Source organism: Vibrio sp. Vb339, assembly GCF_902751245.1.
GTDB lineage: Bacteria > Pseudomonadota > Gammaproteobacteria > Enterobacterales > Vibrionaceae > Vibrio > Vibrio coralliirubri.
This window is the reverse complement of record NZ_CADDIS010000003.1, coordinates 33,739-57,404: the sequence shown is the minus strand read 5'-3', so window position 1 is coordinate 57,404 and position 23,666 is coordinate 33,739. Positions and strand designations below refer to the sequence as shown.

Genomic DNA, 23,666 nt, shown 5'->3' with positions numbered 1-23,666 from the left:
TGACTTCACTGTTTACTAAATGGTGTTAATGATGAATTTGATTTATATGCAGACCTTCTTGACTGTCGCCGAAGAGCAAAGCTTCACCAAGGCCGCTGAAGTATTGGATGTGTCAAAAGGTTTGGTGTCTCGGCATGTACAACGTCTCGAAGAAACATTGAATTCTAAACTGTTCCACAGAACGACTCGTTCTATCAGCCTCACGGAAGTGGGCGAAGAGTTATATTCCAAAGCGAAGCAAATTCAACTATTAGCAACCGAAGCGGAAATGCGTGTCTTAGACATGACACAGGAAGTGGCAGGCGATTTAAAAATTACCGCACCGATAGAGTTTGGACGCGCGCTTTGTCGTCATATCATCCCGACTTTCAAGCAAGAGTACCCAAAAGTGGATTTGATTCTCGACTTTGGGCCGATGAAAAAGAAGATAGAGTCTGGCGACTTTGACATTGCTTTTCGAGCTTACGATGAACTGCCTAATGATGTAATTGCCAATGATCTCGGGCATATCCGCAATGTTCTGGTTTGCAGTGCGGGTTACGCATCGACTAACCCACTCGCCACCACTAAAGACATCCATAAATGCAGCTTCATTCTTAACAGTCAAAATGAACGCTGGAATCAGCTCGAGTTGATCAATGGCGAGCAAACCTACCATGTTGAAGTAACCGGAAGCGTTAGCTCAAATACCTACAGTTCAATTTTAGAGTTAGCGATGCAAGGAATAGGTGTCGCCAGCTTGCCGTTCTATCAAGTTGAAGAGCAGCTCAAACAAGGTGAGCTTATTCACGTGTTCCCAGAATGGTCGATAAAAGCCCAAAAGCTAAGCCTTATCTATGCTCAAAGAAGAGTAACACCACAGAAGTTGGTCACTTTTAACCGAGCGGTAAAAGAGTGGTTGGAATCGAATAACGCTTATACGCTGTGAGCTTTAGAACGCCGAATCTTTCAATTGGAACGTATGTGCGTTCCATTAATATCAAGCTTAATCACACTGATTTCGATAACTGATTGGCTGCCGTGTGTTTATCGATTTCGAAACACACTCCCCCTCTAACTCCCCCTCAAATTAACTTCATCAACCCCTTTTGATCTGCGACCGAGGGGGAGAACCTTCTTTAGCGCTGAACGTGTAAATGCACATGCCACCATCGGCATTCAGTTCCTCCCCTTTCCACGAATCATAATGGATCGAAGATGCGGATTAAGGGGAGGTTATGAGGTGAATTTTTTGGCTGGCACGGATTTTCCCCATTATAATCTGTAACTCTATCACGCAAGCTGCATCGCACAACTTACCTGAGTGTTCGTGTTGTTAAGCATTCCCCTCAGAAAAGTCATACGAACATATCACCAGTCATGACACAGTTATTTTGAATGTCTTATTGAGGTACTAAGATACACCGTATACACAACAGTAATTAGTCGAATCCTATTACAGGATTAATTTTTTTAGTTAATATTGAATATCAATTTTAGTATAATGGAAATAACCAACAGCACCTTTCAATTTCGATTAGATAAATATAGAAATATTTATTAAGTCTGGAAGATATTAAAGGATAGTGATTATGCAAAAATTAATTATGCCAAAAGAACGAAAATTTCGATGGAAATTAAAACCGACTTCATCAGTTCATTGGGGACAGACTGTTAACAAATCAGGCCAAATCTGTGTTGTTTTAGAGCACTCATTATTACGAGGGGTGACATCTGAAATGATCGCTTGGTGGTTTAAGAATTTTGCAAACCTGAGCGTAACTTTAGAAGATATCAAAGGATATGAGGGAGTAAAAGTGCCTGCATATCTGCTGTGGCATCCTTCTGATCACATAGCTGTTCAAATGAGTGGCAAGCTAGGCGTAAACAATACGGCGGTAGCTGGAGGAAAGATTCATATTAAAGAGGCCATGCAATACAATAAATATGGATTTAAATACCCTGTTAATAATAAACTAAAAATTTTCTATTGTGAAAATGACGGTTGGGGAATGGGAAGGGAAATACCATTGCTTGGTAAGTTGGTATTCTTAAGAATATGCTACACGGATGTATATGAAAATGGCAAGCTCATCGGTGTGCATTATCATTATGAGGTGGTTGCTGGTACTAGTAAGCGCAATTTTTTAGCAAAAGCAATTAATAATAAAATTGTTGGAGGCCTTACCCCTGATTTCTGGAAGGCATGGATTACTCATAATACTATTGAAGTAGGCGTATTTGAGAACTTCCTCCCTGTTCTTTATAGCCAACGAAATGATTTAGAAAATTTGCATTACTCTAAAAGTATGAATCCAATAACCGAGGATATTGCATCAAATGATCAAAATGGTTTTGATTTTGATCTTCTCAATAAAAGATTAGAAGGTTACAAAAATAGCGAAAATGCCTTTGATTATCAAAATGGAATTGATAGAAGTAATAAAATATTAGGATAAACAGCAAGTACAACGATGATCTTAAAATTGAAAATTTACAACTCACCTAAAACAAAAGGGATTGGTATCTCTACCAATCCCTTCACTACTTATTTATAAAGTAACAGCTCTTACTATCTACAAACTTTCAATTGCCTTTTGAACCGCAGGGCCAATCTGACGCTTACGCGAAGTTACACCTTCTAGCGTCAACATATCGCTTGTTGGTTCAGCATTGAAAGCAGATTTGATGACTTGGTAGTCACTTTCATCCACCCAAAGTAAGTTTGCTTCTTTGTTCTTGGTGTCTGTGATGGAGAAGAACAGATAGTCTAGCCCGTTCTCTTCTTTGTAGGCTTTCATAGCCGCCAAAAGCTCATCTTTGCGGTCAATCAATTGCTGAGCCGTTAGCGTTTCAGCCACACCGATACCCACCTGTTTGCCACCGTATTTAAAGTTTTTGTAATCCAGCGTCAGAATGGTTTCAGAAGAAAGGTGACTGAGATCCGACTTAGCAATCAGCATCTGTTGGCCGAAATCTTCGATATCTGAAATACCTGCAACTTTTGCCAGTTTTTCAGCATATTCACGATCATGCTCAGTCGTGGTTGATGATTGGAATACCACAGTGTCAGAAAGGATCGCGCCTAAGCCTACACAAGCAAGGTGCTTAGGTAGTGTCACATCCAGCTTTTCAGCGTTGTCAGCCAGAATAGTTGCAGCCGATCCCCAACCTCGAATATCCATTTCGACAATTTGTGGTGTATTAATCGGTGAGCCACCAATTGCGTGATGATCAACCACAGCAACAATCGATGCTTGGTCGATAGTTGGTGCTAGTTGAGTGACTTGATTGAAGTCCACCAGCCCCACTCTGTATGAGGAGTAATCTGTCTCTACGCGTGGTGATTCAGCATTACAGTAGTTCAAGATGAAGGTGGATTCTGGATTGATAGGCTCTGGTACTGTCGCTGTACCGCCATAGATATGAGCCGCGAGCATCGCAGACATTACCGTGTCGCTGTCTGGGCTTAGGTGCCCTGTCCATACGAGATCTTCACTGTTTTCATTGGCAGATTGTTGCAAGCTAAAAGCAAAACTTGCTGAACTGAAAGACATAATTACGGCTGCAACGACAGGGGTTAGCTTCACGGGTATTTCCTTATTTGGATTCGTTTTAGAACTCCATACGCTAGCCCTAAAAAATTTCAGAATCGTGTCAGCTATATTTCAGATTTACTTCAATCAGTAACGAAATGTAATTGGGCTCTCGTTAGGTTTCCCCCCAAAAAAAACAAAAAAGGATCGGTATCTCTACCAATCCTTTAAGTTTCACTAACCAGTTCGGGCTTAGAGGCAACTAGTGTTTGTACCTGAAGGTATTGCTGTCATCAACAATCTCGATTTTGACAGGCAAAGTGCCTTGTTTAACATTGCCGATTTTTGCAAATGCCTTGTGAGAAAGATCAATAACTCGGCCTTTTACGTAAGGGCCTCGATCGTTAATTTTCACATCAACAGACTTGTTATTGGTTGTATTGGTCACTCTCACGATCGTGCCAAAGGCTAAGGTTTTATGAGCCGCAGTATTCGCATTCATATTATACGTCTCACCACTTGCTGTGAGCCTTCCATGGAATTTATCGCCATACCAAGAAGCTTTACCAGCAAGAGCATGTGACTTGGCATATTCCTTTGTTTTTGAACTGCCGACAGCCGACGTTGAGGTGCATCCGGCTAATATCATAAGAATAAAAGCAGTAATGATAATATGTGACTTTTTCATGTAATTTGGGTGCGGTAATCTGTGCATTTTTCTCTTTTTTCGTTGTTTTTGGGTTCACCATATAATGCTGAGTATAGTCATTGCTCAGCAAAGGCTACCATCCGGTATGTACGCACAATGTTTTCATGAAGAGTGCTTTCTTCCGTCATATTCATGAAAGGTTTTATATTCAAAACGTCAACTTTAACAATGAATTAGAGTTGTATGTTTCTTAATCAGCGCATATAGGTAAGCCACTCAGCCAAAAACATCCAAACACAAAAAAGATTGGTATTTCTACCAATCCTCTTTAGGGGTGTTTCGGTTTCTAGCTTGTTACAGATAGGACAACACTATCCAAACTTACTAACCTATGATTATTGCATCTTATTGTTGACGGTAATTAGCGAGCCACTTAGATAAGTTTTATTAGGTTGAGTCAACTCCATCATTAACTGAGCCAAGTCAGCTGGCTCTACCCATGTAGAGTGGTCAGCATCAGGAAGTGCTTGTCGATTTACTTCAGTATCAACAATGGTCGGCAATACCGCATTTACTTGAACATTAGATGAAACCGCCTCTGCAGCTAAGCTTTCGACCAAAGCATTCAATGCTATTTTAGATGCCATGTAAGGTCCGAATCCTGCGGGTATGTTACGTGCTGTATCACGCGCGGAAACGAACATCATTGAACCTTTCCCTTGCGACTTCATTAATTTAAAAATTTCTCTTCCGAAGACAAACGCTGTCATAAAGTTCGCGTTCCATAAGTCTGACATTTTACTCACTTCCACATCAGTCCAATGACTCCAGATATAAATGCCAGAGCAATGAAAATGAGCATCGATATGACCTAAGATTTTTGAAGCCTCAGCAGCAAGCGCTTGGCTTTGCTCTTCATCCGTAAGGTCTCCAAGTAACACGGTCAGATGACCTGAATACTTATCTTCTAAGCTTTTTGCTCTTGCTTCATCGCCGATACGCCCAAAAGCGACGACACGGGTTCCGCTCGTAATGAGTTTCTCTATCAAGTGTTGGGCTGTTACCGAAAAGCAGGCTGCGATAGTGGCTGTTTTAATTGCATTCATGATTATTGCTCGTTGTTGGTAATGATGTGGAGAATCATAAAGACAACAACCTAAGGTTTGAATCTGCCGAGAAGCAATTCAGTTTTGCTTTAAAAGCAATTAAGCTAACATTAAAGAACAGTTAAAACATCAATGTCACTTATGCTGCGGGCGCCAACCATCTTATTTAGAAGGCTGCATTTTGAAAGAACTGAAACCGTCGTTTAATGAGGAATACACATGAGCCTTTTCAATCGTCTTGCCTATTTCAACTGCGTGGTTGAACAAGGAAGTATCTCCAAAGCCAGTCGGATTTTTGATATTCAGCCCTCTTCTATCTCACGACAGCTCTCGGCGTTGGAAGAAGAACTCAATGTGCGACTGTTAGAGCGCTCGACACGCAACGTAGGGGTCACTGAAGCAGGTCAATTGTTCTATCAATATTCCAAGCGAATTACGGGCGAGTTTGATGAAGCCAAACGAGTCGTCAGCGCATTGCATCACTCGCCGAGGGGGAGCCTCAAAATAAGCACGACCGTTGCGTTTGGGGAAAGCAAAATCTTGCCCCTTGTTCCTATCTTTAGGGCTGCCTTTCCCGAAGTCGATATTGAAATTGAAATCACTGAAAGAGTGGTCGATCTGATCGAAGAAAATGTGGATATCGCGATTCGCAGTGGCCGACTGCCTGATTCTAATTTGATCGCTAAGAAGCTCGTCCAAAACAACTTTATTCTATGCGCCAGTCCTGACTATGTAAGAAGAAAAAAAGCTCCTCAACATGTTGAAGATCTAGCAAAACATGACTGCTTGGTTTATGGCTACAAGGGGTGGCATGATTGGTTTGTATTGGATAGAAAACCGCAAAAAATCGACATCTCTTATTACATGGAAGTCGACTCTGTGAACGGGCAAAAGCAATTGATATTGAACGGCGGTGGTATTGCCCTGCTCCCACAATGGGCGATTGAAGAAGAACTTAAAATAGGTAAATTGGTACAATTGCTTCCTGAGTTTACGTTTAGCCCATGTAACTATGAAACCAGCACATACGCAATCTATCAAAACCGCCAGCTAGTTCCGAGCAAGGTTCGAGTGTTTTTGGATTTCCTCACTGAGCATTTCGGAACTGCTCTTTAGTTTTTGTATCTCGTACGTCAGCAGAAGGTATTTAGCTGATGACGATGTATAAGTCGAACCATGTCCATCATAACCAACCCAAAAAAGAAGATTGGTATCTATACCAATCCTCTTTAAGAGGTGTTTCGACTTTTCTGCCTTAAGCGCAATTGTCCGTAATCAATCGCGTAGGTATCTTCGTATGTGTACGAGTAGAATTCGAATAGCATGCCAAGCTTTAATACGAAATTCTGAATCGGCTCTCTGTTCTGAGCTAACACAGATCTTCACGATATCGTTAAGCCATAGAGGTTATGAGTAACGGCCGTTAGCAAAAACAGCGGCGCATTCCTTGGCTATTTCAATAATTCGGCTTCTTGTTTTATTCATCTCTGAATGCAGCGGATAAAACAACACCATCTCTTGCCTCAAGTTCACTAGTGTTTCCTTGACGTTTATCTTTCTCAACTTCCCTGCATCGACAAAATCTTGCGCATTTGCAGTACTTAAGAGCGTCCAACCCTTTTTTTGAATCTTGTTTAACAACATATCGTTATTCGAAACAAGGTGCTTTCGATTACTGATGTTCGCATATCTCATTTCATTCAATACAGAGTTTTCGGTCAGCAGGAAATCCTCAGTGGTTAACTCATTAAGATCGATAGCCTGATGGGAGATGCCAGATTCCATTGAAGTAAAGGGGGCATATTGATAGGTGCCTAAATTAACGACTCCAACTTTAGTGTTCGGAAAGATCTGACCAATAGTCGGCATAATTGAAAACAGGGCATCACCCGCTTCGATATCTTTAAAGCTTGAACCTCGGTCTCTTTGCAGCCAATTTATCGAAATATCAGGAAACTCACGCTCAATCGCGTCATCGATATCGGACAGTAAACACAGTGGTATTAAATCATCATGGTGTAAGACGATGGAAGTGACATCAGTAGAAAAAGTAGACAAGGCAACGCTATAAAACTCTTTTGACTGTCTGATCAAGTTGTCAGCTCTAACATACAAATGTCTCGCGCTCTTAGTCGGGACCACTGTTTTACCCTGAATCTCAAATAGCTCAAAACCCAAAATATCTTCTAACGCTTTGACTCTTTCTCGAACCGTAGCTCTTGTTTTATCCGTTGATCTTGCGGCTTTACTGTAGCTATTAAGCTCGTATACCGCTTTAAAACAAGAGAGTTGCTCCAATGTGACCATAACTGCCCTTCAACATCAATGTATGGGTAATACGTACATTATGTATTCGTGTGTATCTTTTAACAAACATATTATGTGTCCAAAGATGATTAGGAATAAACAAGGGCTATAAATATGAAATTAAAATCGATCGCAATTTTGGCGTCCATCTCAGCATTCGCGGTATCTGCAAACGACAATGCGACTGCAATGTACTCTGTTTTAACGGATGCAAATGAGCAGGTGACATTAGGAAATTGGATGCACCCTGATTACAACCATTGGGCTTTCCAAAATATGGGGATTCACCCAACATTAATGGTCCCTCGTGATGGCAATGTTTCAGTATTACCAGAAAGGCTAGACCAAAATATTGCTCAACTTCAGTTCCAATATGCTGAACAGAATTACACCGTCAAAGAAGCAATGTTAAATGACCGCACTGATGGTTATATCGTTATCAAAGACGGTCAAATTGTTGATGAAGAGTACTTTGGTACTTTTGGACCTAAAGATCACCACATGTGGGCATCAAGCACTAAATCACTCATTGGTCAGGCTATTGGTATTCTCGTTGAGCAAGGTAAGCTAGATCCTAATAAAACCGTTGAAAGCTACATTGAAGAATTACGCGGCAGTCATTTCGGGAAGCAAACCGTGAGAACTGTTCTGAACATGACATCAGCTCTAGACTACAGCGAAGACTATGCCAATATCACCCCTGGCACTATGCACTTTGAGTACTTTCGTCGCTTAGGCTTAGTACCTGCATATGACTTAATGATGCTTGATCCAACTAAGGACGATACCCCGAGAGGCGTATTAGAATTTGCTCCTGATTTTGAGCAAAATACAGATTTGGCGGTGAACCACAAATATGAATACCATTCACCTAATGTTGACGTTGCTGGGTGGCTCATAACTCGAGTCTCGGGACAACCGCTACAAGATTTTATTGCTGAAAACATCTGGTACAAGCTTGGCGTTGAACACGATGCAACTCTTATGGCTGATATGACATTCACTCCAATTGCCACAGGTGGATTCGCAACGACGCTAAGAGACTTTGCTAGAGTCGGTATCGCTATTGCCAACGACGGAAGTTTCAATGGACAACAAGTCTTTTCCAAAGCATGGATAGAAGATACCTTCAATCTAACTGAAGATGAGAGAAAACATATGGATCGTAGTATTTACAAAGACAAAGATTCAGGTGTTTACGACCAGTGGCTTGAAGGGTACAAAAACTATTTGTGGGTTCATGATAGCGAAAAAGGAATCGCGACCTTTAGAGGTGTGTATGGTCAACACCTATACATCAACCAAGAACAAAACCTTGTTATCGCGACGTTTTCATCAGCACAATCAGCCTCAAATGCAGCAAGGGCAACCAACTTACCTCGTTTAGCCGCTTTTGAAGCTATCGCAAACCACTATGAAAAGGAAAACCGTTAAACTAGAGACGGTTACTAAGGGTTTGCTCGTAACCTGTATCAACTCTTTTGAATCACACAAAAGGGTTGATCGGTTAACGACATGGGTATCCCCATTAAACTCATTTCCACATGAAACTCAGGTCGAACTTAGCATCGTCCAATAATGGAGTAGACTCTTTAGTTCCTTAACCACCGCAAACAAAAAAAGGATTGGTATCGCTACCAATCCTCTTTAGGGGGTGTTTCGGTTTTTCTACCTTATGCCAGGTAGATAACGCAATTACTCGTAGTCAGTCGCGTACGTGTCTTCGTATGTGTGCGAGTAGAATTCGAACAGGTTGCCAAACGGGTCTTCTAGGTAAACCATTTGTGCTTGTTTTAGTTCGTCTTCTGGGTGGTAACGCATGATGTCCATACGAACCTTACCGCCAAACTCTTCAACACGCTTAATCGCTGAATGAAACTGCTCTTTTGGAAGCTGCAGACAGAAGTGGAAGATACCTAGACGAGAGAAATCAACTTCGTGACGCTCTTGGCGCTCTTTCATTTCGAACAGCTCAACACCGATACCATCAGATGTTACTAGATGAGCAATGTTGAAGCCTTTAAAGCCTTCACCGAACACAGCGATACACATACGGCCGATTGCTGATTCGCGCTCTTCCATCACTTTGGTGTTGTTCATTACGACTCTTAGACCTAAAGCTTTCGTGTAAAACTCGACTGCTTTGTCCATGTCGCCAACCATGATGCCTACGTGATTCATTTTCATAACTTTCTCCAAATTCTCTTTAATTCTGTATTTTTCGAAGACTGCTTCGGTCTTTCGTTTCGATAGAGAGAGTATATGGAGATACGCTGATTAACTGAAATTATCATAATTTATATTAATGATAATTTTATGTTATTTACCAAGTTAAGTGAGATGCCAACACGTCACACAATAAGTTAAAGTTGAGAGCCACATATGTCATGTGGCTCTAGTTAAACATCCTTAGTTCAGCACGAAGAAGCCCGTTACGCTTTACTGGTATGTACGACGTTCGAAATCGGCTTGGCTTTTGTTTCAGGCACCAAAGACATCAACCCGGTAATCACAAGCGCGGCAATACCAGACATGGTTACAGGTGAGCCAAATATGCTTTGCACTAGCTTGGGTGCTTCTTTCAATAAATCTGGTACCAGCATGACACCAAGCCCTAAGCCTAGTGAGATGGCTATCGTCATGATTCTGCGGCGATCCAGTTTCTCATTAGCGATGATTTTGATGCCCGCCGCAGCAACCGTACCGAACATCACTAATGTCGCCCCGCCTAAGACTGGCTTTGGAATCGTCATTAATACCGCACCTAAGATGGGAAATAGCCCTAACAGAAAAAGAATCGCGGCAATGAAATAGCCGATGTAGCGACTCGCGATCCCCGTAAAATGGATCACACCGTTATTCTGGCTGAAAGTCGTGTTCGGAAAAGTATTGAATACCGCAGCGATAAGTGAGTTCACGCCGTCACCCAGCACGCCAGCCTTGAGTCGATTGAGGTATTTAGGCCCTTTAACCGGCTGCCCTGAGAACATGCTGTTGGCGGTAAGGTCACCCGTAGTTTCTATAACAGTAATCAAGTAAATAAAAGCGATAGGCAGGAAGGCTTGCCAATCAAAAGCGAAGCCATATTTAAATGGGACAGGAATACTCAATAGCGGTTGAGAAGCAAAAGAAACCATAGACGCTTTACCCATCAAAATGGCCACGCCCCAGCCAACTACCAACCCAACTAAAATCGACGACAACCTAACCATATTATTGTTGCTCAGGTTAAGCGCGACTATGGTTCCGAGCACAATCGCACCCAGCATCAGATTGCTTCCAGAGCCAAAATCTTCGGCGCCAACACCACCAGCAATATCTGTGACGCCAACTTTAATCAAAGAGATACCAATCGTGGTAATAACGATTCCGGTCACAACTGGGGTGATCACCACTTTCAGCTTTTCGATAAAACGCGATAGGACAATTTCGACAAACGCACCGAAGAAGCAAACACCAAAAATGGTCGCCAGCATTTCATCCGGACCACCGCCATTTGCTTTAACAAGGAAGCCCGCCCCAAGCACTGAGCCTAAGAACGCAAAGCTGGTTCCTTGGACACAAATCATCCCTGCACCAACTGGCCCTATTTTTCTGGCTTGGATAAAGGTACCTACCCCAGACACCATCAGTGCCATGCTGATCAGATAAGGAATGTGTTCACCCAACCCTAAAACGCCACCGATAATAAGCGTGGGGGTGATAATGCCAACAAAGCTGGCTAATACATGCTGCAGCGCCGCGTAACTGGCTGCTTTGACTGATGGTCGATCGTCCAATCCGTAGATCAATTCACTGTTCTGTTCCATGTGACTTCCTTTATGTATTTTTTATTGTATACAATTTACACAAGAACAATAGAGCAACATATATGCCAATGGTTTAACATTATATTTATCAATCAGTTAAGTTTTTTTACCAAGGGAATGCTGCACTAAAGAGCAACATTGTCGGTTTGTTTTAGTGCAACCGACGATTTATCCGATGTTCCTAAATTAAGCCCTACAAACACAAAAAAGGATTGGTATCTCTACCAATCCTCTTTAGGGGGTGTTTCAGTTTTTCTACCTTATGAAAGGTAGTAACGCGATTACTCGTAGTCAGTCGCGTACGTATCTTCGTATGTGTGCGAGTAGAATTCGAACAGGTTGCCAAACGGGTCTTCTAGGTAAACCATTTGTGCTTGTTTTAGTTCGTCTTCTGGGTGGTAACGCATGATGTCCATACGAACCTTACCGCCAAACTCTTCAACACGCTTAATCGCTGAATGAAACTGCTCTTTTGGAAGCTGCAGACAGAAGTGGAAGATACCTAGACGAGAGAAATCAACTTCGTGACGCTCTTGGCGCTCTTTCATTTCGAACAGCTCAACACCGATACCATCAGATGTTACTAGRTGWGCAATGTTGAAGCCTTTAAAGCCTTCACCGAACACAGCGATACACATACGGCCGATTGCTGATTCGCGCTCTTCCATCACTTTAGTGTTGTTCATTACGATTCTTAGACCTAGCGCTTTCGTGTAAAACTCGACTGCTTGGTCCATGTCGCCAACCATGATGCCTACGTGATTCATTTTCATAACTTGCTCCAAATTCGTTTTAAATTCTGTGCTTTTCGAAGACTAGCTTCGGTGTTTCGTTTCGATGAAGAGAGTATAGGCATATGCGTTAATTAACTGAAATTATCATAATTTATATTAATGATAATATTTTGTTATTTACAGTTTAGTATAACAACTCAACTCACGTAAAGAGACCATATCTACCCTTACCTACATAGACACATAGATACGCACACCAATAGAGATAAGCCCAATATAGAGAACAACCTAAAGAGCATAGCTACTCAAATTGGGAGTTGCTGATGTTTGATGGCTTTTGTTAATTGTTTTTGTTGATAGCTTTTACCGATAGCCTTTTCCTTTCGAAGATAGGATTCGCCTATTGAATCTATAGAAATGTCCGATTTCACTAATTTTCGGTGGCAATGCAATATATCTACATCGACGCGGGATAGCGTTAAACACTACAAATTAGAAAGAGAGTCAAATCATGATCAACACAGAAATCAAACCATTCAACGCAACAGCATTCAAAAACGGCGAATTCGTAGAAATCACTGAGCAAGACGTTAAAGGCAAGTGGGCTGTATTCTTCTTCTACCCAGCAGACTTCACATTTGTATGTCCAACTGAGCTAGTTGACCTACAAGACAAATACGCAGAGCTTCAATCTCGCGGCGTAGAAGTTTACTCAGTATCAACTGACACTCACTTCTCTCACAAAGCATGGCACGATACTTCTGACAAAATCGGCACTATCGAATACTTCATGGTAGGCGACCAAACTGGCAACATCACAAATAACTTCAACGTTATGCGTGAAGGTCAAGGCCTTGCAGACCGTGCAACGTTCCTAATCGACCCAGAAGGCGTTATCCAAGCAATGGAAATCACAGCTGAAGGCATCGGCCGTGACGCAGAAGACCTACTACGCAAGGTTAAAGCAGCACAATACGTAGCCGCTAACCCAGGTGAAGTTTGCCCAGCTAAATGGAAAGAAGGCGAAGAGACTCTAGCTCCATCTCTAGACCTAGTAGGCAAGATTTAATCTAAGCCTAGCTAACAAGAATAGCTAAACGGTTCTACAGGCGCGCTTCGGCCCCCCTCCTAAAGGGCAGTCGCGCGCCCCCCTTTCAAAACATCAACACCACAATATTTGCCGACTTGCGCCCCCTTTTTATTTTCCTTTTTCAGCAAGAAGGTATTGGTCAATACCCAAGACACAGAATTTAAGAGCAGGCACGATTATGTTAGATCAAGCAATGAAGCAGCAGCTAAAAGCATACCTAGAAAACCTAAAAACCAATGTTCAGTTAGTCCTTAGCCTGGATGGCAGCGACACCGCGAGCAAACTTCAAGATCTGGCGAATGACATTGCGTCTTTAACCGACAAAATTGAAGTGACTCGCGATGACAGCGCAAGCACTCGCAGTCCTATCATGCAGGTCGTGAACCAAGAGAAAGGCACCGCGATCGGTTTTGCCGGTTTGCCAATGGGTCACGAATTTACGTCACTGGTTCTAGCACTGCTTCACAGTGGTGGTCACCCTATCAAGCTTGAAGCGGACGTAATCGAGCAAATTAAAGAGCTCGATCAAGAGCTTAATGTAGAGATTTTTATCTCACTCTCATGCCAAAACTGTCCAGAAGTGGTTCAGGCCTTCAACATGATGTCGGCAATTAACCCTCTAGTTAAGACAACAATGATTGATGGCGCAGCATTCCAAGATGAAGTGAAGTCTCGCGACATCATGGCAGTACCAAGCGTGTTCGTTAATGGTGAGCTATTTGGTCAAGGCCGTATGTCACTGGCAGAGATCCTGAACAAGGTTGATTCAGGCGCAGCAGAAAAGAAAGCGGCAAACCTAAACCAACAAGCACCGTTTGATGTATTGGTTGTCGGCGGCGGCCCTGCAGGTTCTTCAGCGGCAATTTATGCTGCACGTAAAGGCATTCGTACTGGTGTAGTTGCTGACCGATTCGGCGGTCAAGTGATGGATACCATGGCGATTGAGAACTTTATCTCAGTGAAAGCGACAACTGGCCCTAAATTAGTGGCAAGCCTTGAAGAGCACGTAAAAGAGTACGGTGTTGAAGTGATGACGGAGCAGCGCGCTGCAAACATCATTGCGGCAGAAGACACTGAAGACGGCTACATCCACGTTGAGCTAGAGAGCGCTGCAACACTACGAGCTCGCACGGTTATCACAAGTACCGGTGCTCGCTGGCGTGAAATGAACGTTCCGGGTGAGCAAGAGTACCGCAATAAAGGCGTCGCTTACTGCCCACACTGTGACGGTCCATTGTTCAAAGGTAAGAAAACCGCGGTTATCGGTGGCGGTAACTCAGGTATCGAAGCGGCAATTGATTTAGCGGGTATTGTTGAACACGTAACCGTACTTGAATTTGCAGACACACTGCGTGCCGACCAAGTGCTTATCGACAAAGCGAACGCAACACCAAACATCGAAATCATCAAAATGGCGCAAACGACGCAAGTAATTGGTGATGGCAACCGTGTAACCGGTCTGGAATACAAAGACCGCAACACCGATGAACTTAATCAGATTGAACTTGCGGGTATCTTTGTTCAAATCGGCCTGATGCCAAACAGCGAATGGTTGAAGGGTTCAAAGGTAGAACTTTCACCACGCGGTGAAATTGAAATTAACGCTCATGGCGCAACATCAATGAAAGGTGTGTTTGCCGCGGGTGACGTAACAACCGTACCTTACAAACAGATCATCATTGCGATGGGTGAAGGTGCAAAAGCAAGCTTAGGTGCATTTGACCACCTAATCCGTAACTCAGCTCCAGTTAAAGAGGCTGAAACCGCTTAATCTTTACACTGAAAAGCTTAAAGCTTTTAACTCAAGTTCCTTAAATATTTGTTAACTTAATTCTTTACTGTTAACGACTTAGTCGACATTTAGACGCCACTCCTATGGATTTAGGAGTGGTTTTTTTTCTTTGAGATTTATGCCGGTTGATAAAGCATGAAGGCAACCACCATCGCTAAGCTTCCACCCAAGCAACGGTTCACAAACATCATCTGTTTTGGTGATTGCAGTAATTTTTTCAGCATGGTGCCGCAATACGCCCACACCAACATGCACGGCACACCGGTAATAACCATACCCGCTATAATGGTCACGACTTGAATCAAGTAATCTGCGTTCGGAGTAATGAACTGTGAAAACACGGTTAATGACGCTATCCAACCTTTAGGGTTTAACACCTGCACCAACACACCAGACATGAAACCTGAACGATTGTCGGTAGTGCTTTCTTCGATTTGCATATTCGCAATCGACCATGCCATGAACAGCAAGTAAGCCGCACCCGCGTATTTCAAAATGCTGTATAGCTCTGGATAAAGGGTAAATAGGCTCACCAAACCGACACTAGAACCTGCCAGTACGATGATGATGCCAACAGCGTTCCCAGAGATAAAAGGTAAAGTCGCAGCAAATCCATAACGACTTGAAATCCCAAGTAATGCGATATTGCCTGCCCCAGGGGTAATTGCAATTGATGTTGAAAATAGCAAGAACGCCAGCATTAATTGAGAGCTCATTTCCTCTCACTCCTAATAAGTAAAGTATTTATAGGGAGAGAGTTTACAGATTCGACTAGAAATTAAATTGCTATATAGGCTAATATATATCCAAATTTGAGCAAGACTTTTCAAAAATAGTCATGAAACAGAAAGAATCCACCAAAGAAGTGTTAGATGACACAGATATCGCCATCTTAGAGCATATCCAGCAAGACGGACGCATGAGCAACAGCAAGCTCGCAGAGAAGGTCAACCTCAGCGAAACCCCATGCTGGCGTCGTTGGAAACGCATGGAAGAAACAGGCTATATCGATGGTTATGCCGCCAAACTGAATCGTAAAAAATTAGGCTTTCATGTGGCTGGTTTTACTCTTGTGACCTTGGGTAACCATGAAGTTGAAAACACAGAACCGTTCGAAGAGTTTGTCGCGGTAACCGATTGGATTCCTATGTGTCACTGCATTGCAGGCGGCGCCGATTACATGGTGCAAGTGTTGGCGAAAGATTTGGAAGAGTACTTTGAGCGTATTAGCTCGATCAGAAGAGTCAAAGGCGTGAGTGCGATTCAGTCGAACATCTCAGTAAAAGAGTTAAAAAACAGCTATCGATTGCCGCTTTCAGATTAGCTCCCTAAAACACATCAAACAAAAAGCCCAGCCGCGATAGATTTCTCAAGTCTAAGGCTCTGGGCTTAACGTTACTATTTGCTAGGTAACTTGCTTAGCTATTCACAAGGGTGAGCTAAATGGATCAAGGCTAAACCACCGAGTGATGTTTCACGATATTTCTTGTTCATATCTTTACCCGTTTGATACATGGTCGCAATGACCTTATCTAACGAGATTAAAGATTTACTATTACGCTTCAAAGCCATGCGTGATGCGTTGATGGCTTTCATCGCGCCCATCGCATTTCGCTCGATACACGGCACTTGAACCAAGCCGCCAATTGGGTCACAGGTCATACCCAATGAGTGTTCCATTGCGATTTCCGCCGCAATACAAATCTGCTCATTGCTGCCACCGCGTAGTGCCGTTAAACCAGCCGCTGCCATAGAAGACGACACCCCTACTTCACCTTGGCACCCGACTTCCGCACCAGAGATTGAAGCGTTGGTTTTGTACAAAATGCCAATCGCACCCGATACCGCTAAGAAGTCTTTTAACTGCTTGGTATCCAACTCTTTAATGAAGCGATGGTAGTACATCAACACGGCAGGAATAACGCCCGCTGCCCCATTGGTTGGTGATGTTACCACTTGGCCACCAGCCGCATTTTCTTCGCTAACCGCAAACGCAAACAAGTTAATCCAATCCATGATTTCCATTGGGTCGTTTTCAACCGCCGCGTTCGCTTCTAACTTTTTCAGTAGGTTAGGCGCACGACGAGTTACGTTCAAACCACCATCAAGAATGCCTTCGGTTTCAAAGCCGCGTTCCATACAACGACTCATCACTCGCCAGATTTGATCCGCTTTCTCTGAAATAATGTCAGCGCCTTCGAACTTCGCTTCATTTTTTAGAATCATGCCACCGAGGCTCATCCCACTATTGTCAGCTTGTTGAAGCATTTCATCGGCGTTTTTGAACGGGAAAGGAACTTCTACCGCTTGGGTTTGAGTACCATTTTGCAGTTCATCAGCAGTTGCGATAAAACCGCCGCCAATCGAATAATAAGTTTCATCGACAATCACGTTTCCACTCTGGTCGAACGCAGTAATCATCATGCCATTTTCATGCAGAGGCAGATTGTCTTTGTGGAACAACATGTCGGTTTCGTAGTTGAAGGCAATGTGCTTGGTGCCCGCTAAATCCATCTCACCACTGTCTACGGCATGACGCATTGCTTGGTTTGCGCTGGTGATTTTGATGGTGTCTGGCTTATTGCCGAGTAGCCCCAATATTGTAGCTCTGTCGGTATGGTGACCTATGCCAGTCAATGACAAAGAGCCGTATAAATCCACCTGAACACGCGTCACTTCAGCGATTTTATCAGCGATTAATTGTGTGAAATGGAAACCCGCAATCATTGGGCCGTTGGTGTGAGAGCTCGATGGCCCAACACCAATTTTGTAGATATCAAAGATCGATAACATAGATATACCAGTAAAAAATCGGTCAATTAAGAAAGAGCGGCATAAAGCCAATCAGGGATAACAGTACAAGCTGCAATCGTCACAACAGCGAACACCAACAAGCCGTAATGACTCGCGGTAGGCTTTGCAAACAAATGCTTTTGCTTGGCTATAAATACATTTTGTTGCTCGGTTACCTCTCCCCAGAAGCGACTCACAACAACACCTAACACTAAGAAAACCACAGTGCCAATCAAGGCAAACCAAGGCCAAGCTATTCCGCTGTATTTGGCGATGAATACGACAGCCACACTGCCGATACTGCCCGCAATTACCCCTTTCTCGTTTGCTTGTTTGAAGAACAAACCCAAGATGAAAGAGCCAAGGCGAATACCAACAAAAATGGAGGTTAGGCTCGCGATCGTTTTAAGCACTGATTCATTAGAAACAGCCAGTAACGCAGGCACAACAACCGACGCTGCAGCAACCAGGCTCATTTTTCTAGCCACTGATTCATAGTGCGCGTCAGAGGCTTGCTTGCGGAAAAAGCGCTTATAGAAATCGAACGTTGCGACCGTCGCCATTGAGTTATAGGTGGAATCCAATGTCGACATTGCCGCTGCCGAAAGTGCTGAGATCACCAAACCAACAATGATTGGGTTGGTATGGTTAAACACAAAATCGAGAATCACTTCGTTGCTGTTTTCAAAACTGCTGTCTTGATAAAAGACACTTAACAGCACCCCCATCACAGCAAAGAACAGATAAACAAAGAACGCACCGTAGCCACAAAGCAACATCGATTTCTGCGCTGTTTTAACGCACTTAGTCGCCAATGTTCTTTGAATAATCAGTTGGTTAGTTCCATACACACTCAGGTGTAAGAAGCTCACAGCCACTACGCCGGCCCATAATGTGGTATCGACGCCTAAGTCAAAATCGAGATTGATGATATTCAAATGTTCAGGAGACAACATCTCGCCCGCATCGATTTTCATCAGCAATAAAACAAAGATCGCAATGCTGCCGATAATCAACACTGCTGACTGAAGCATGTCAGTCCAGATTACTGTCGAGATACCACCCGCATAGGTATACAACGCAGTAAATACGCTGATGTAGATGATCGCCTCAGAGATACTCACTGGCAGCACTTGCACTAAGATCAGGGCTACCGCATACAGAATAACCCCTGCCGAAATACACTGAACCACAATGAACACGATGGAATTGATCGTGCGAGCAACAACGCCAAAGCGGTGCTCTAGGTATTCGTAAATCGAGGTTAGGCCGAGCTTGTAAAACACCGGAACAAAGAAAAGCACAGTGAAAAAGATCACTATTGGATAGTTCAAATGTACGCTCATCGCTTCCATACCTGAGCTATAAACCCAGCCCGGCATGCCAACGAACGTCATTGCGCTGATGTAGGTTGCAAGAATCGACACACCTACCGTAAACCAACCAAACTGTTTTCCACCAGTCGAAAAGTCGCCACCGACGCTATAGCGCCTATTAACTAAGTAGCTGATAAACAAAGTAGTTAGCACATAAAGAGCAATAACCACAAAACTTGAGTACGTAACCATTTTTAGATTCCGTTTATTGTATGTCGCAAATCATTCGCCGCCAATAGTACTCAAAAATGGATATTTTCCCTCAAAAACCCACAATAAGTGTGACTATTATCACTAAGATAGACGATTAAACACTCAAATCGCTCCACAAAGCACAAAAACTCAGTTAAATGAGATCAAGATCACTAAAATGCACAAAATGGGTACGCACTCATTTTAAAATTGACTTTGATCACGGATCTAATAACCACAAAAATTCTATTATCTCTCCCGAAATGAAGACGGTGTGATGAAGCTAAATAATCAACACACAATAATTAAAACCAAAACCACCCTATATAAAATAAAGGTTTATCGGTCATGACCATTAAAAAACACATGAGCGAAGTTCCTATGATTCAAAGGGTAGCCGCATATCTAGCAATTCTAGTGGGTTACTTTTTTTATTGTTATAACTTTGTAATTATTGACTACGTACGCCCATACATCGTGGAAGAATATGCTGGTATTAGCCTTTCTGATACCGCTCAGTTCTACACTTGGCAGTCTGTTGGTGCTCTGATTGGTGCACTGAGCTGTGCATGGTTCGCAACCAAGTTCGGCAAAAAGTCCACGCTAGTAGCAATTACGGCACTAAACGGTGGTGCAACCATCATCAACATGATGTTTACCGACTACGCCACTTGGGCTGCAATGCGTTTCATCATTGGACTATCTTTAGGTGGTTACTTCACTGTAGCTGTATCTTTGATGATTGGCCTATTTACACCAACGGTTCGCGGTAAGTTGACTGCTTTTGCTTCTTCAATGTTCTCTGTTGCTTTAGTGGCAATGGGCGCTTACGCAGCCTTCATTACAAGTGTTGATGCACCTTGGCAGAGCCTAATGTGGGTAGGTGGTATTCCACCGCTTGTAGCAGCAGCGTTAATGATCTTTGTATTACCAAGCGACAAAACAGTGATCGCCTACGGTGAAGAAGATCAACAAACAACAACCAATGCAGCTGGTGAAGTAACCGAAGCTAAAAAAGGTTCTTGGGGTGAGATGTTAAGCAAGCCTTACCGCAAAATTACGATTACTTGTTTACTTCTTTCTGGTCTTAACTTCTACGGATTCCAATTCTTCGGTGGCTTTGTAACTACCTACCTGAAAGATGTTCGTATGTTTGATGGTGCAACCATCGGTTTGATCTTCTCTATCTCAGCATTTGGTTCACTTTTCGGTGCTTGGTTCTGGGGATGGGCAGCAGATAAGTACGGTCGTAAGATCAACGCGTTCGGCTTCATCCTCGCAGGTATCATGGTTTCTATCTTCTTTGTCGCACCTGGTGACATGATGATTGGCGGCCTAAACATGCTGGCTCTTCTAGGTCTTATCTACAACTTCGGCCTGTCTGCTTCTGCAGTATGGGGCGGTTACTTCTCTGAATTGTTCCCAGCACGCTTGCGTAGCTATGGTGCAGCTTTATTCCATGGCGGTCGTATTATCGGCATGTGGGCACCAATGGTTCTTATCTTCATCCAAGAGCGTACCGACCTACAAACAGCAATGTGGGGCTCACCAATCGTATGGATTATCGCCGGCCTACTATGGCTAACACTGCCTGAAACTCTTAAAGGTGGCGTCTTCGATAAGAGCAAAAAAGCTGAAGCAGCAAAAGCTTAATTCGACACTCATACGCTGAAGTTCAAATACGAAAAATTTAAAGCCGGCTGATAAGTCAGCCGGTAACAAAATCCAAATCGAGTCCTGTTCCGAATGTTGACTCGACAACACAAAGAGAAATTATTATGTCTAAATATCAAGAAGCGAAACGCATTGTTCGTGAATACTTCGATGCAATGGAAAACGCAACTCACGAGAACGTTGCTGAAGTTTTAAAAGCACACACTTCTGAAGATTACTTGTGGCGCGGTGTTTACCCATTCCGTGAGCAAGAAGGCGCACAAGCAGCAGCTGACGTATTCTGGGCACCAATGATGAAGTCAATGACTCGCATGCAGCGTCGTCAAGACATCTTCATCGGTGGTAACAACGAAGTTAACCCAGATGAGATTTGGGTAATGAGCATGGGTCACTTCATGGGTCTATTCGACGCTGAATACCTAGGCATGCGCCCTACTGGTAAGATCATGAACGTTCGCTACGCAGAATTTAACTGTGTTGTTGATGGCAAAATCACTAAGACAGGCCTGTTCCTAGACCTTCTAGGCATGATGGATCAAGCGGGTTGCTACCCACTTCCACCATCAACTGGTAAGCACTTCGTATACCCTGGTCCACGTAACCACGATGGTCTGCTATTCGAAGACGCGGCTCCAGAAGAAGGTGTTGCGACACTTGCTCTAGTAAACAAAATGGTGGATGACCTGTCTGCTCTTAACGACAGCGGCGCGATGGGTTGCCCACCAGAAGTACTAGCGAAGAGCTGGTCAAAAGACATGATTTGGTACGGCCCATGTGGTATCGGCGCGTCTTACACGATTCCTCGCTACCAACAACAGCACCAACTTCCTTTCCGTAACAACCTGAAAGACAAGAAGTTCAACGGCCACGTTTGTCGTTTCGCTGAAGGTAGCTTCTCTTGTTTCTTCGGTTGGCCAAACCTATCAAACACACCAACAGGTGGCTTCCTAGGTATGACTGGCGGTGAAGTACGTGCAAACATGCAAGTAGTTGACGTTTACTACCGTGACGGTGACAAGCTGTCTGAGAACTGGGTTCTTATCGACCTTCCTTACTGGCTACAGCAGCAAGGTCTAGATGTGTTCGAACGCACTTCAAGCATCATGAACCCAACGCTGTAATCGATACGCTTTAATCCAAAAGATTGAAACGAAATAGTGGCAACCTAAATAGACATCTGATTTAGGTTGCCACGCTTACTGGGGGACCCTTCTCGCTCCTAGTAAGTGCTCCAACCAATTCATTATTGCTCCACTAATAACTGAATCTACTAGTGCCTCATGGATGGGGTACACCCTGCCAAACCATTACCAATATAACGGGCTTGAAAGCACGGTGGCTTTCTACGGCCTGAATAAAGAGAATTACAATGAAAAAGTCGATTCTTTCAGCAGTGATCCTGACAGCACTTACCTCAGGCTCTGCTTTTGCTGCACACACTTTTACCAATGACGCGGGCGATAGCCTTACTTTAGACGGTCGTTTCGACGTTCGTTACCAAGATAAGGGCGGCGACCACAACGGTGAGTGGAACAGCGGTAGCTCTCGTTTCGGCCTTAAAGGTCAAATGGGACTCGATAACGGCTGGACTGGCTTTGGCCATGCTGAATGGGGTTACAACTCAGGTGCTAACGGCGACAATATTTACGACCGACTTCTATACGCAGGCGTAGAGCACGACAAATACGGCAAGATCGCAGCAGGTACTAAGCAATGGTCTACTTTTTATGACGTAGCATGGTACACCGACTTAGGTCGTGTCTTCGGTACTCGCGGCTCAGGTGTTTACAACCTTTCTGACTGGGGTATTGCATCTGGTACAGGTCGAGCAGAAAACTCCATTACTTACCGTAACTCGATCAACGACCAAGTAAGCTACGGCTTCACTTACCAAACGACACGTGAAGAAGTGGCACTAGCGAGTAATGCGACAGCTTCATTGAAAAACGGTATCGGCGCGTCAATCACTTACAAACCGGTTGATGGTGTAACACTTGGTGCAGCTTACCACCAAAATGAAATTGCAGACCTAGACTCAGGTGTGGTTGGCGTAGAAAATGGCGACAACATGCGCATCATGCTATTGGGTGCGAACTACAGCAACGGTGGCTTCTACGCAGGTGCCACTTTCCATGTTGGCGAAAACTGGGAAGCAGTAAGCCAAGGCGGTACGGATGTAATGTTCGATACCCTAGGTGGTGAAATCTACACGTACTACCACTTCGACAATGGCCTACGCCCTACGTTGAACTACAACTACATGGAAGATCGTGATGACCAAACAGATGGCTATGAGCGTAACCTGCTTATTCCTGGTGTTGAATACCACTTCCAGAAGAACAAATTCCTAGTTTGGACTGAGTACCAATTCGACCTAGGTAAAGATCAGTTCGCTGGCGGTAAATTCGAAAACAGAGACGACCAGTTCGCTGCAGGTATCCGTTACTACTTCTAACGCCCAGTTAGTCGATTCATAAATTCTTTAAACAAAGCTCTGCTCTTAACGCAGAGCTTTTTTGGGTCATACCCAGAATAATATTCAACACTCTCTATCAACCCTTATTTTTCATTCAATCATGGCATATTGTATTTTTGAGTACGTACCTAATTATGTTACTCTATGCACAAT

The 23,666-nt window shown here is 43.5% G+C and carries 20 protein-coding genes; 10 read left to right on the top strand and 10 right to left on the bottom strand.

Annotated features, from left to right (window positions below; all coding sequences use genetic code 11):
* The first annotated feature begins 31 nt into the window (after positions 1-31).
* Positions 32-928: a LysR family transcriptional regulator gene (locus tag HRQ85_RS16225; protein WP_048609319.1), complete on the top strand. Its 897-nt coding sequence runs from the start codon at positions 32-34 to the stop codon at positions 926-928.
* Positions 929-1,571: 643 nt separating this feature from the next.
* A complete protein-coding gene (locus tag HRQ85_RS16220; RefSeq protein WP_172380116.1) occupies positions 1,572-2,438 on the top strand; it encodes a hypothetical protein in 867 nt (288 codons plus the stop codon).
* 117 nt (positions 2,439-2,555) lie between these two features.
* On the opposite strand, the gene HRQ85_RS16215 is transcribed toward HRQ85_RS16220, so the two are convergent.
* From HRQ85_RS16215 to HRQ85_RS16205, 3 genes are all read right to left on the bottom strand, one after another.
* Positions 2,556-3,569 (bottom strand): manganese-dependent inorganic pyrophosphatase, encoded by a 1,014-nt coding sequence (locus HRQ85_RS16215; protein ID WP_017089088.1) that lies wholly within the window; start codon positions 3,567-3,569, stop codon positions 2,556-2,558.
* A gap of 208 nt (positions 3,570-3,777) precedes the next feature.
* Positions 3,778-4,230 carry a septal ring lytic transglycosylase RlpA family protein gene (locus tag HRQ85_RS16210; RefSeq protein WP_172380115.1) on the bottom strand — a complete coding sequence of 151 codons (453 nt, stop codon included), beginning with the start codon at positions 4,228-4,230 and terminating at the stop codon, positions 3,778-3,780.
* Positions 4,231-4,559: 329 nt separating this feature from the next.
* Positions 4,560-5,270: an SDR family oxidoreductase gene (locus HRQ85_RS16205; RefSeq protein WP_172380114.1), complete on the bottom strand. Its 711-nt coding sequence runs from the start codon at positions 5,268-5,270 to the stop codon at positions 4,560-4,562.
* A gap of 219 nt (positions 5,271-5,489) precedes the next feature.
* Between HRQ85_RS16205 and HRQ85_RS16200 the strand changes: the two genes are divergently transcribed.
* A complete protein-coding gene (locus HRQ85_RS16200) occupies positions 5,490-6,386 on the top strand; it encodes a LysR family transcriptional regulator (RefSeq protein WP_172380113.1) in 897 nt (298 codons plus the stop codon).
* A gap of 291 nt (positions 6,387-6,677) precedes the next feature.
* Here HRQ85_RS16200 and HRQ85_RS16195 read toward each other — a convergent pair whose 3' ends face one another.
* Positions 6,678-7,577: a LysR family transcriptional regulator gene (locus HRQ85_RS16195; protein ID WP_052879817.1), complete on the bottom strand. Its 900-nt coding sequence runs from the start codon at positions 7,575-7,577 to the stop codon at positions 6,678-6,680.
* Positions 7,578-7,691: 114 nt separating this feature from the next.
* Here HRQ85_RS16195 and HRQ85_RS16190 point away from each other — a divergent pair, with 114 nt between their 5' ends.
* Positions 7,692-9,011 (top strand): serine hydrolase domain-containing protein, encoded by a 1,320-nt coding sequence (locus HRQ85_RS16190; protein WP_172380112.1) that lies wholly within the window; start codon positions 7,692-7,694, stop codon positions 9,009-9,011.
* Positions 9,012-9,272: 261 nt separating this feature from the next.
* Here HRQ85_RS16190 and HRQ85_RS16185 read toward each other — a convergent pair whose 3' ends face one another.
* The 3 genes from HRQ85_RS16185 to HRQ85_RS16175 form a co-directional block, all read right to left on the bottom strand.
* On the bottom strand, positions 9,273-9,764 hold the full coding sequence (locus HRQ85_RS16185) for a VOC family protein (RefSeq protein ID WP_048609315.1): 492 nt from the start codon (positions 9,762-9,764) through the stop codon (positions 9,273-9,275).
* A gap of 245 nt (positions 9,765-10,009) precedes the next feature.
* The gene (locus HRQ85_RS16180; protein WP_172380111.1) at positions 10,010-11,386 is read right to left on the bottom strand and encodes a uracil-xanthine permease family protein; all 1,377 of its coding nucleotides are present in this window, start codon (positions 11,384-11,386) and stop codon (positions 10,010-10,012) included.
* 281 nt (positions 11,387-11,667) lie between these two features.
* A complete protein-coding gene (locus tag HRQ85_RS16175; protein ID WP_017065261.1) occupies positions 11,668-12,159 on the bottom strand; it encodes a VOC family protein in 492 nt (163 codons plus the stop codon).
* Positions 12,160-12,631: 472 nt separating this feature from the next.
* Here HRQ85_RS16175 and ahpC point away from each other — a divergent pair, with 472 nt between their 5' ends.
* Complete coding sequence (gene ahpC / locus HRQ85_RS16170) at positions 12,632-13,189, top strand: alkyl hydroperoxide reductase subunit C (protein WP_016798107.1); 558 nt, start codon at positions 12,632-12,634, stop codon at positions 13,187-13,189.
* A 199-nt stretch (positions 13,190-13,388) separates the two neighbouring features.
* Positions 13,389-14,981, top strand: coding sequence for an alkyl hydroperoxide reductase subunit F (gene ahpF / locus HRQ85_RS16165; protein ID WP_172380110.1), 1,593 nt, complete (start codon positions 13,389-13,391; stop codon positions 14,979-14,981).
* Between the two features lie 137 nt (positions 14,982-15,118).
* On the opposite strand, the gene HRQ85_RS16160 is transcribed toward ahpF, so the two are convergent.
* Positions 15,119-15,718 carry a LysE family translocator gene (locus HRQ85_RS16160; protein ID WP_017065259.1) on the bottom strand — a complete coding sequence of 200 codons (600 nt, stop codon included), beginning with the start codon at positions 15,716-15,718 and terminating at the stop codon, positions 15,119-15,121.
* Positions 15,719-15,840: 122 nt separating this feature from the next.
* Between HRQ85_RS16160 and HRQ85_RS16155 the strand changes: the two genes are divergently transcribed.
* A complete protein-coding gene (locus HRQ85_RS16155) occupies positions 15,841-16,326 on the top strand; it encodes an Lrp/AsnC family transcriptional regulator (RefSeq protein ID WP_017065258.1) in 486 nt (161 codons plus the stop codon).
* A gap of 98 nt (positions 16,327-16,424) precedes the next feature.
* Here HRQ85_RS16155 and HRQ85_RS16150 read toward each other — a convergent pair whose 3' ends face one another.
* Complete coding sequence (locus tag HRQ85_RS16150) at positions 16,425-17,795, bottom strand: L-serine ammonia-lyase (protein WP_172380109.1); 1,371 nt, start codon at positions 17,793-17,795, stop codon at positions 16,425-16,427.
* Between the two features lie 26 nt (positions 17,796-17,821).
* Entirely contained in the window at positions 17,822-19,363 is a 1,542-nt protein-coding gene (locus HRQ85_RS16145) for a sodium:solute symporter family transporter (RefSeq protein WP_172380108.1), read from the bottom strand.
* Between the two features lie 348 nt (positions 19,364-19,711).
* Between HRQ85_RS16145 and HRQ85_RS16140 the strand changes: the two genes are divergently transcribed.
* The 3 genes from HRQ85_RS16140 to HRQ85_RS16130 all read left to right on the top strand — a co-directional run bounded on the left by HRQ85_RS16140 (position 19,712) and on the right by HRQ85_RS16130 (position 23,492).
* Positions 19,712-21,016 carry an MFS transporter gene (locus HRQ85_RS16140; protein ID WP_017104144.1) on the top strand — a complete coding sequence of 435 codons (1,305 nt, stop codon included), beginning with the start codon at positions 19,712-19,714 and terminating at the stop codon, positions 21,014-21,016.
* A gap of 125 nt (positions 21,017-21,141) precedes the next feature.
* Complete coding sequence (locus HRQ85_RS16135) at positions 21,142-22,158, top strand: nuclear transport factor 2 family protein (RefSeq protein ID WP_172380107.1); 1,017 nt, start codon at positions 21,142-21,144, stop codon at positions 22,156-22,158.
* A 248-nt stretch (positions 22,159-22,406) separates the two neighbouring features.
* Positions 22,407-23,492 carry a porin gene (locus tag HRQ85_RS16130; protein WP_172380106.1) on the top strand — a complete coding sequence of 362 codons (1,086 nt, stop codon included), beginning with the start codon at positions 22,407-22,409 and terminating at the stop codon, positions 23,490-23,492.
* Positions 23,493-23,666 lie beyond the last annotated feature (174 nt).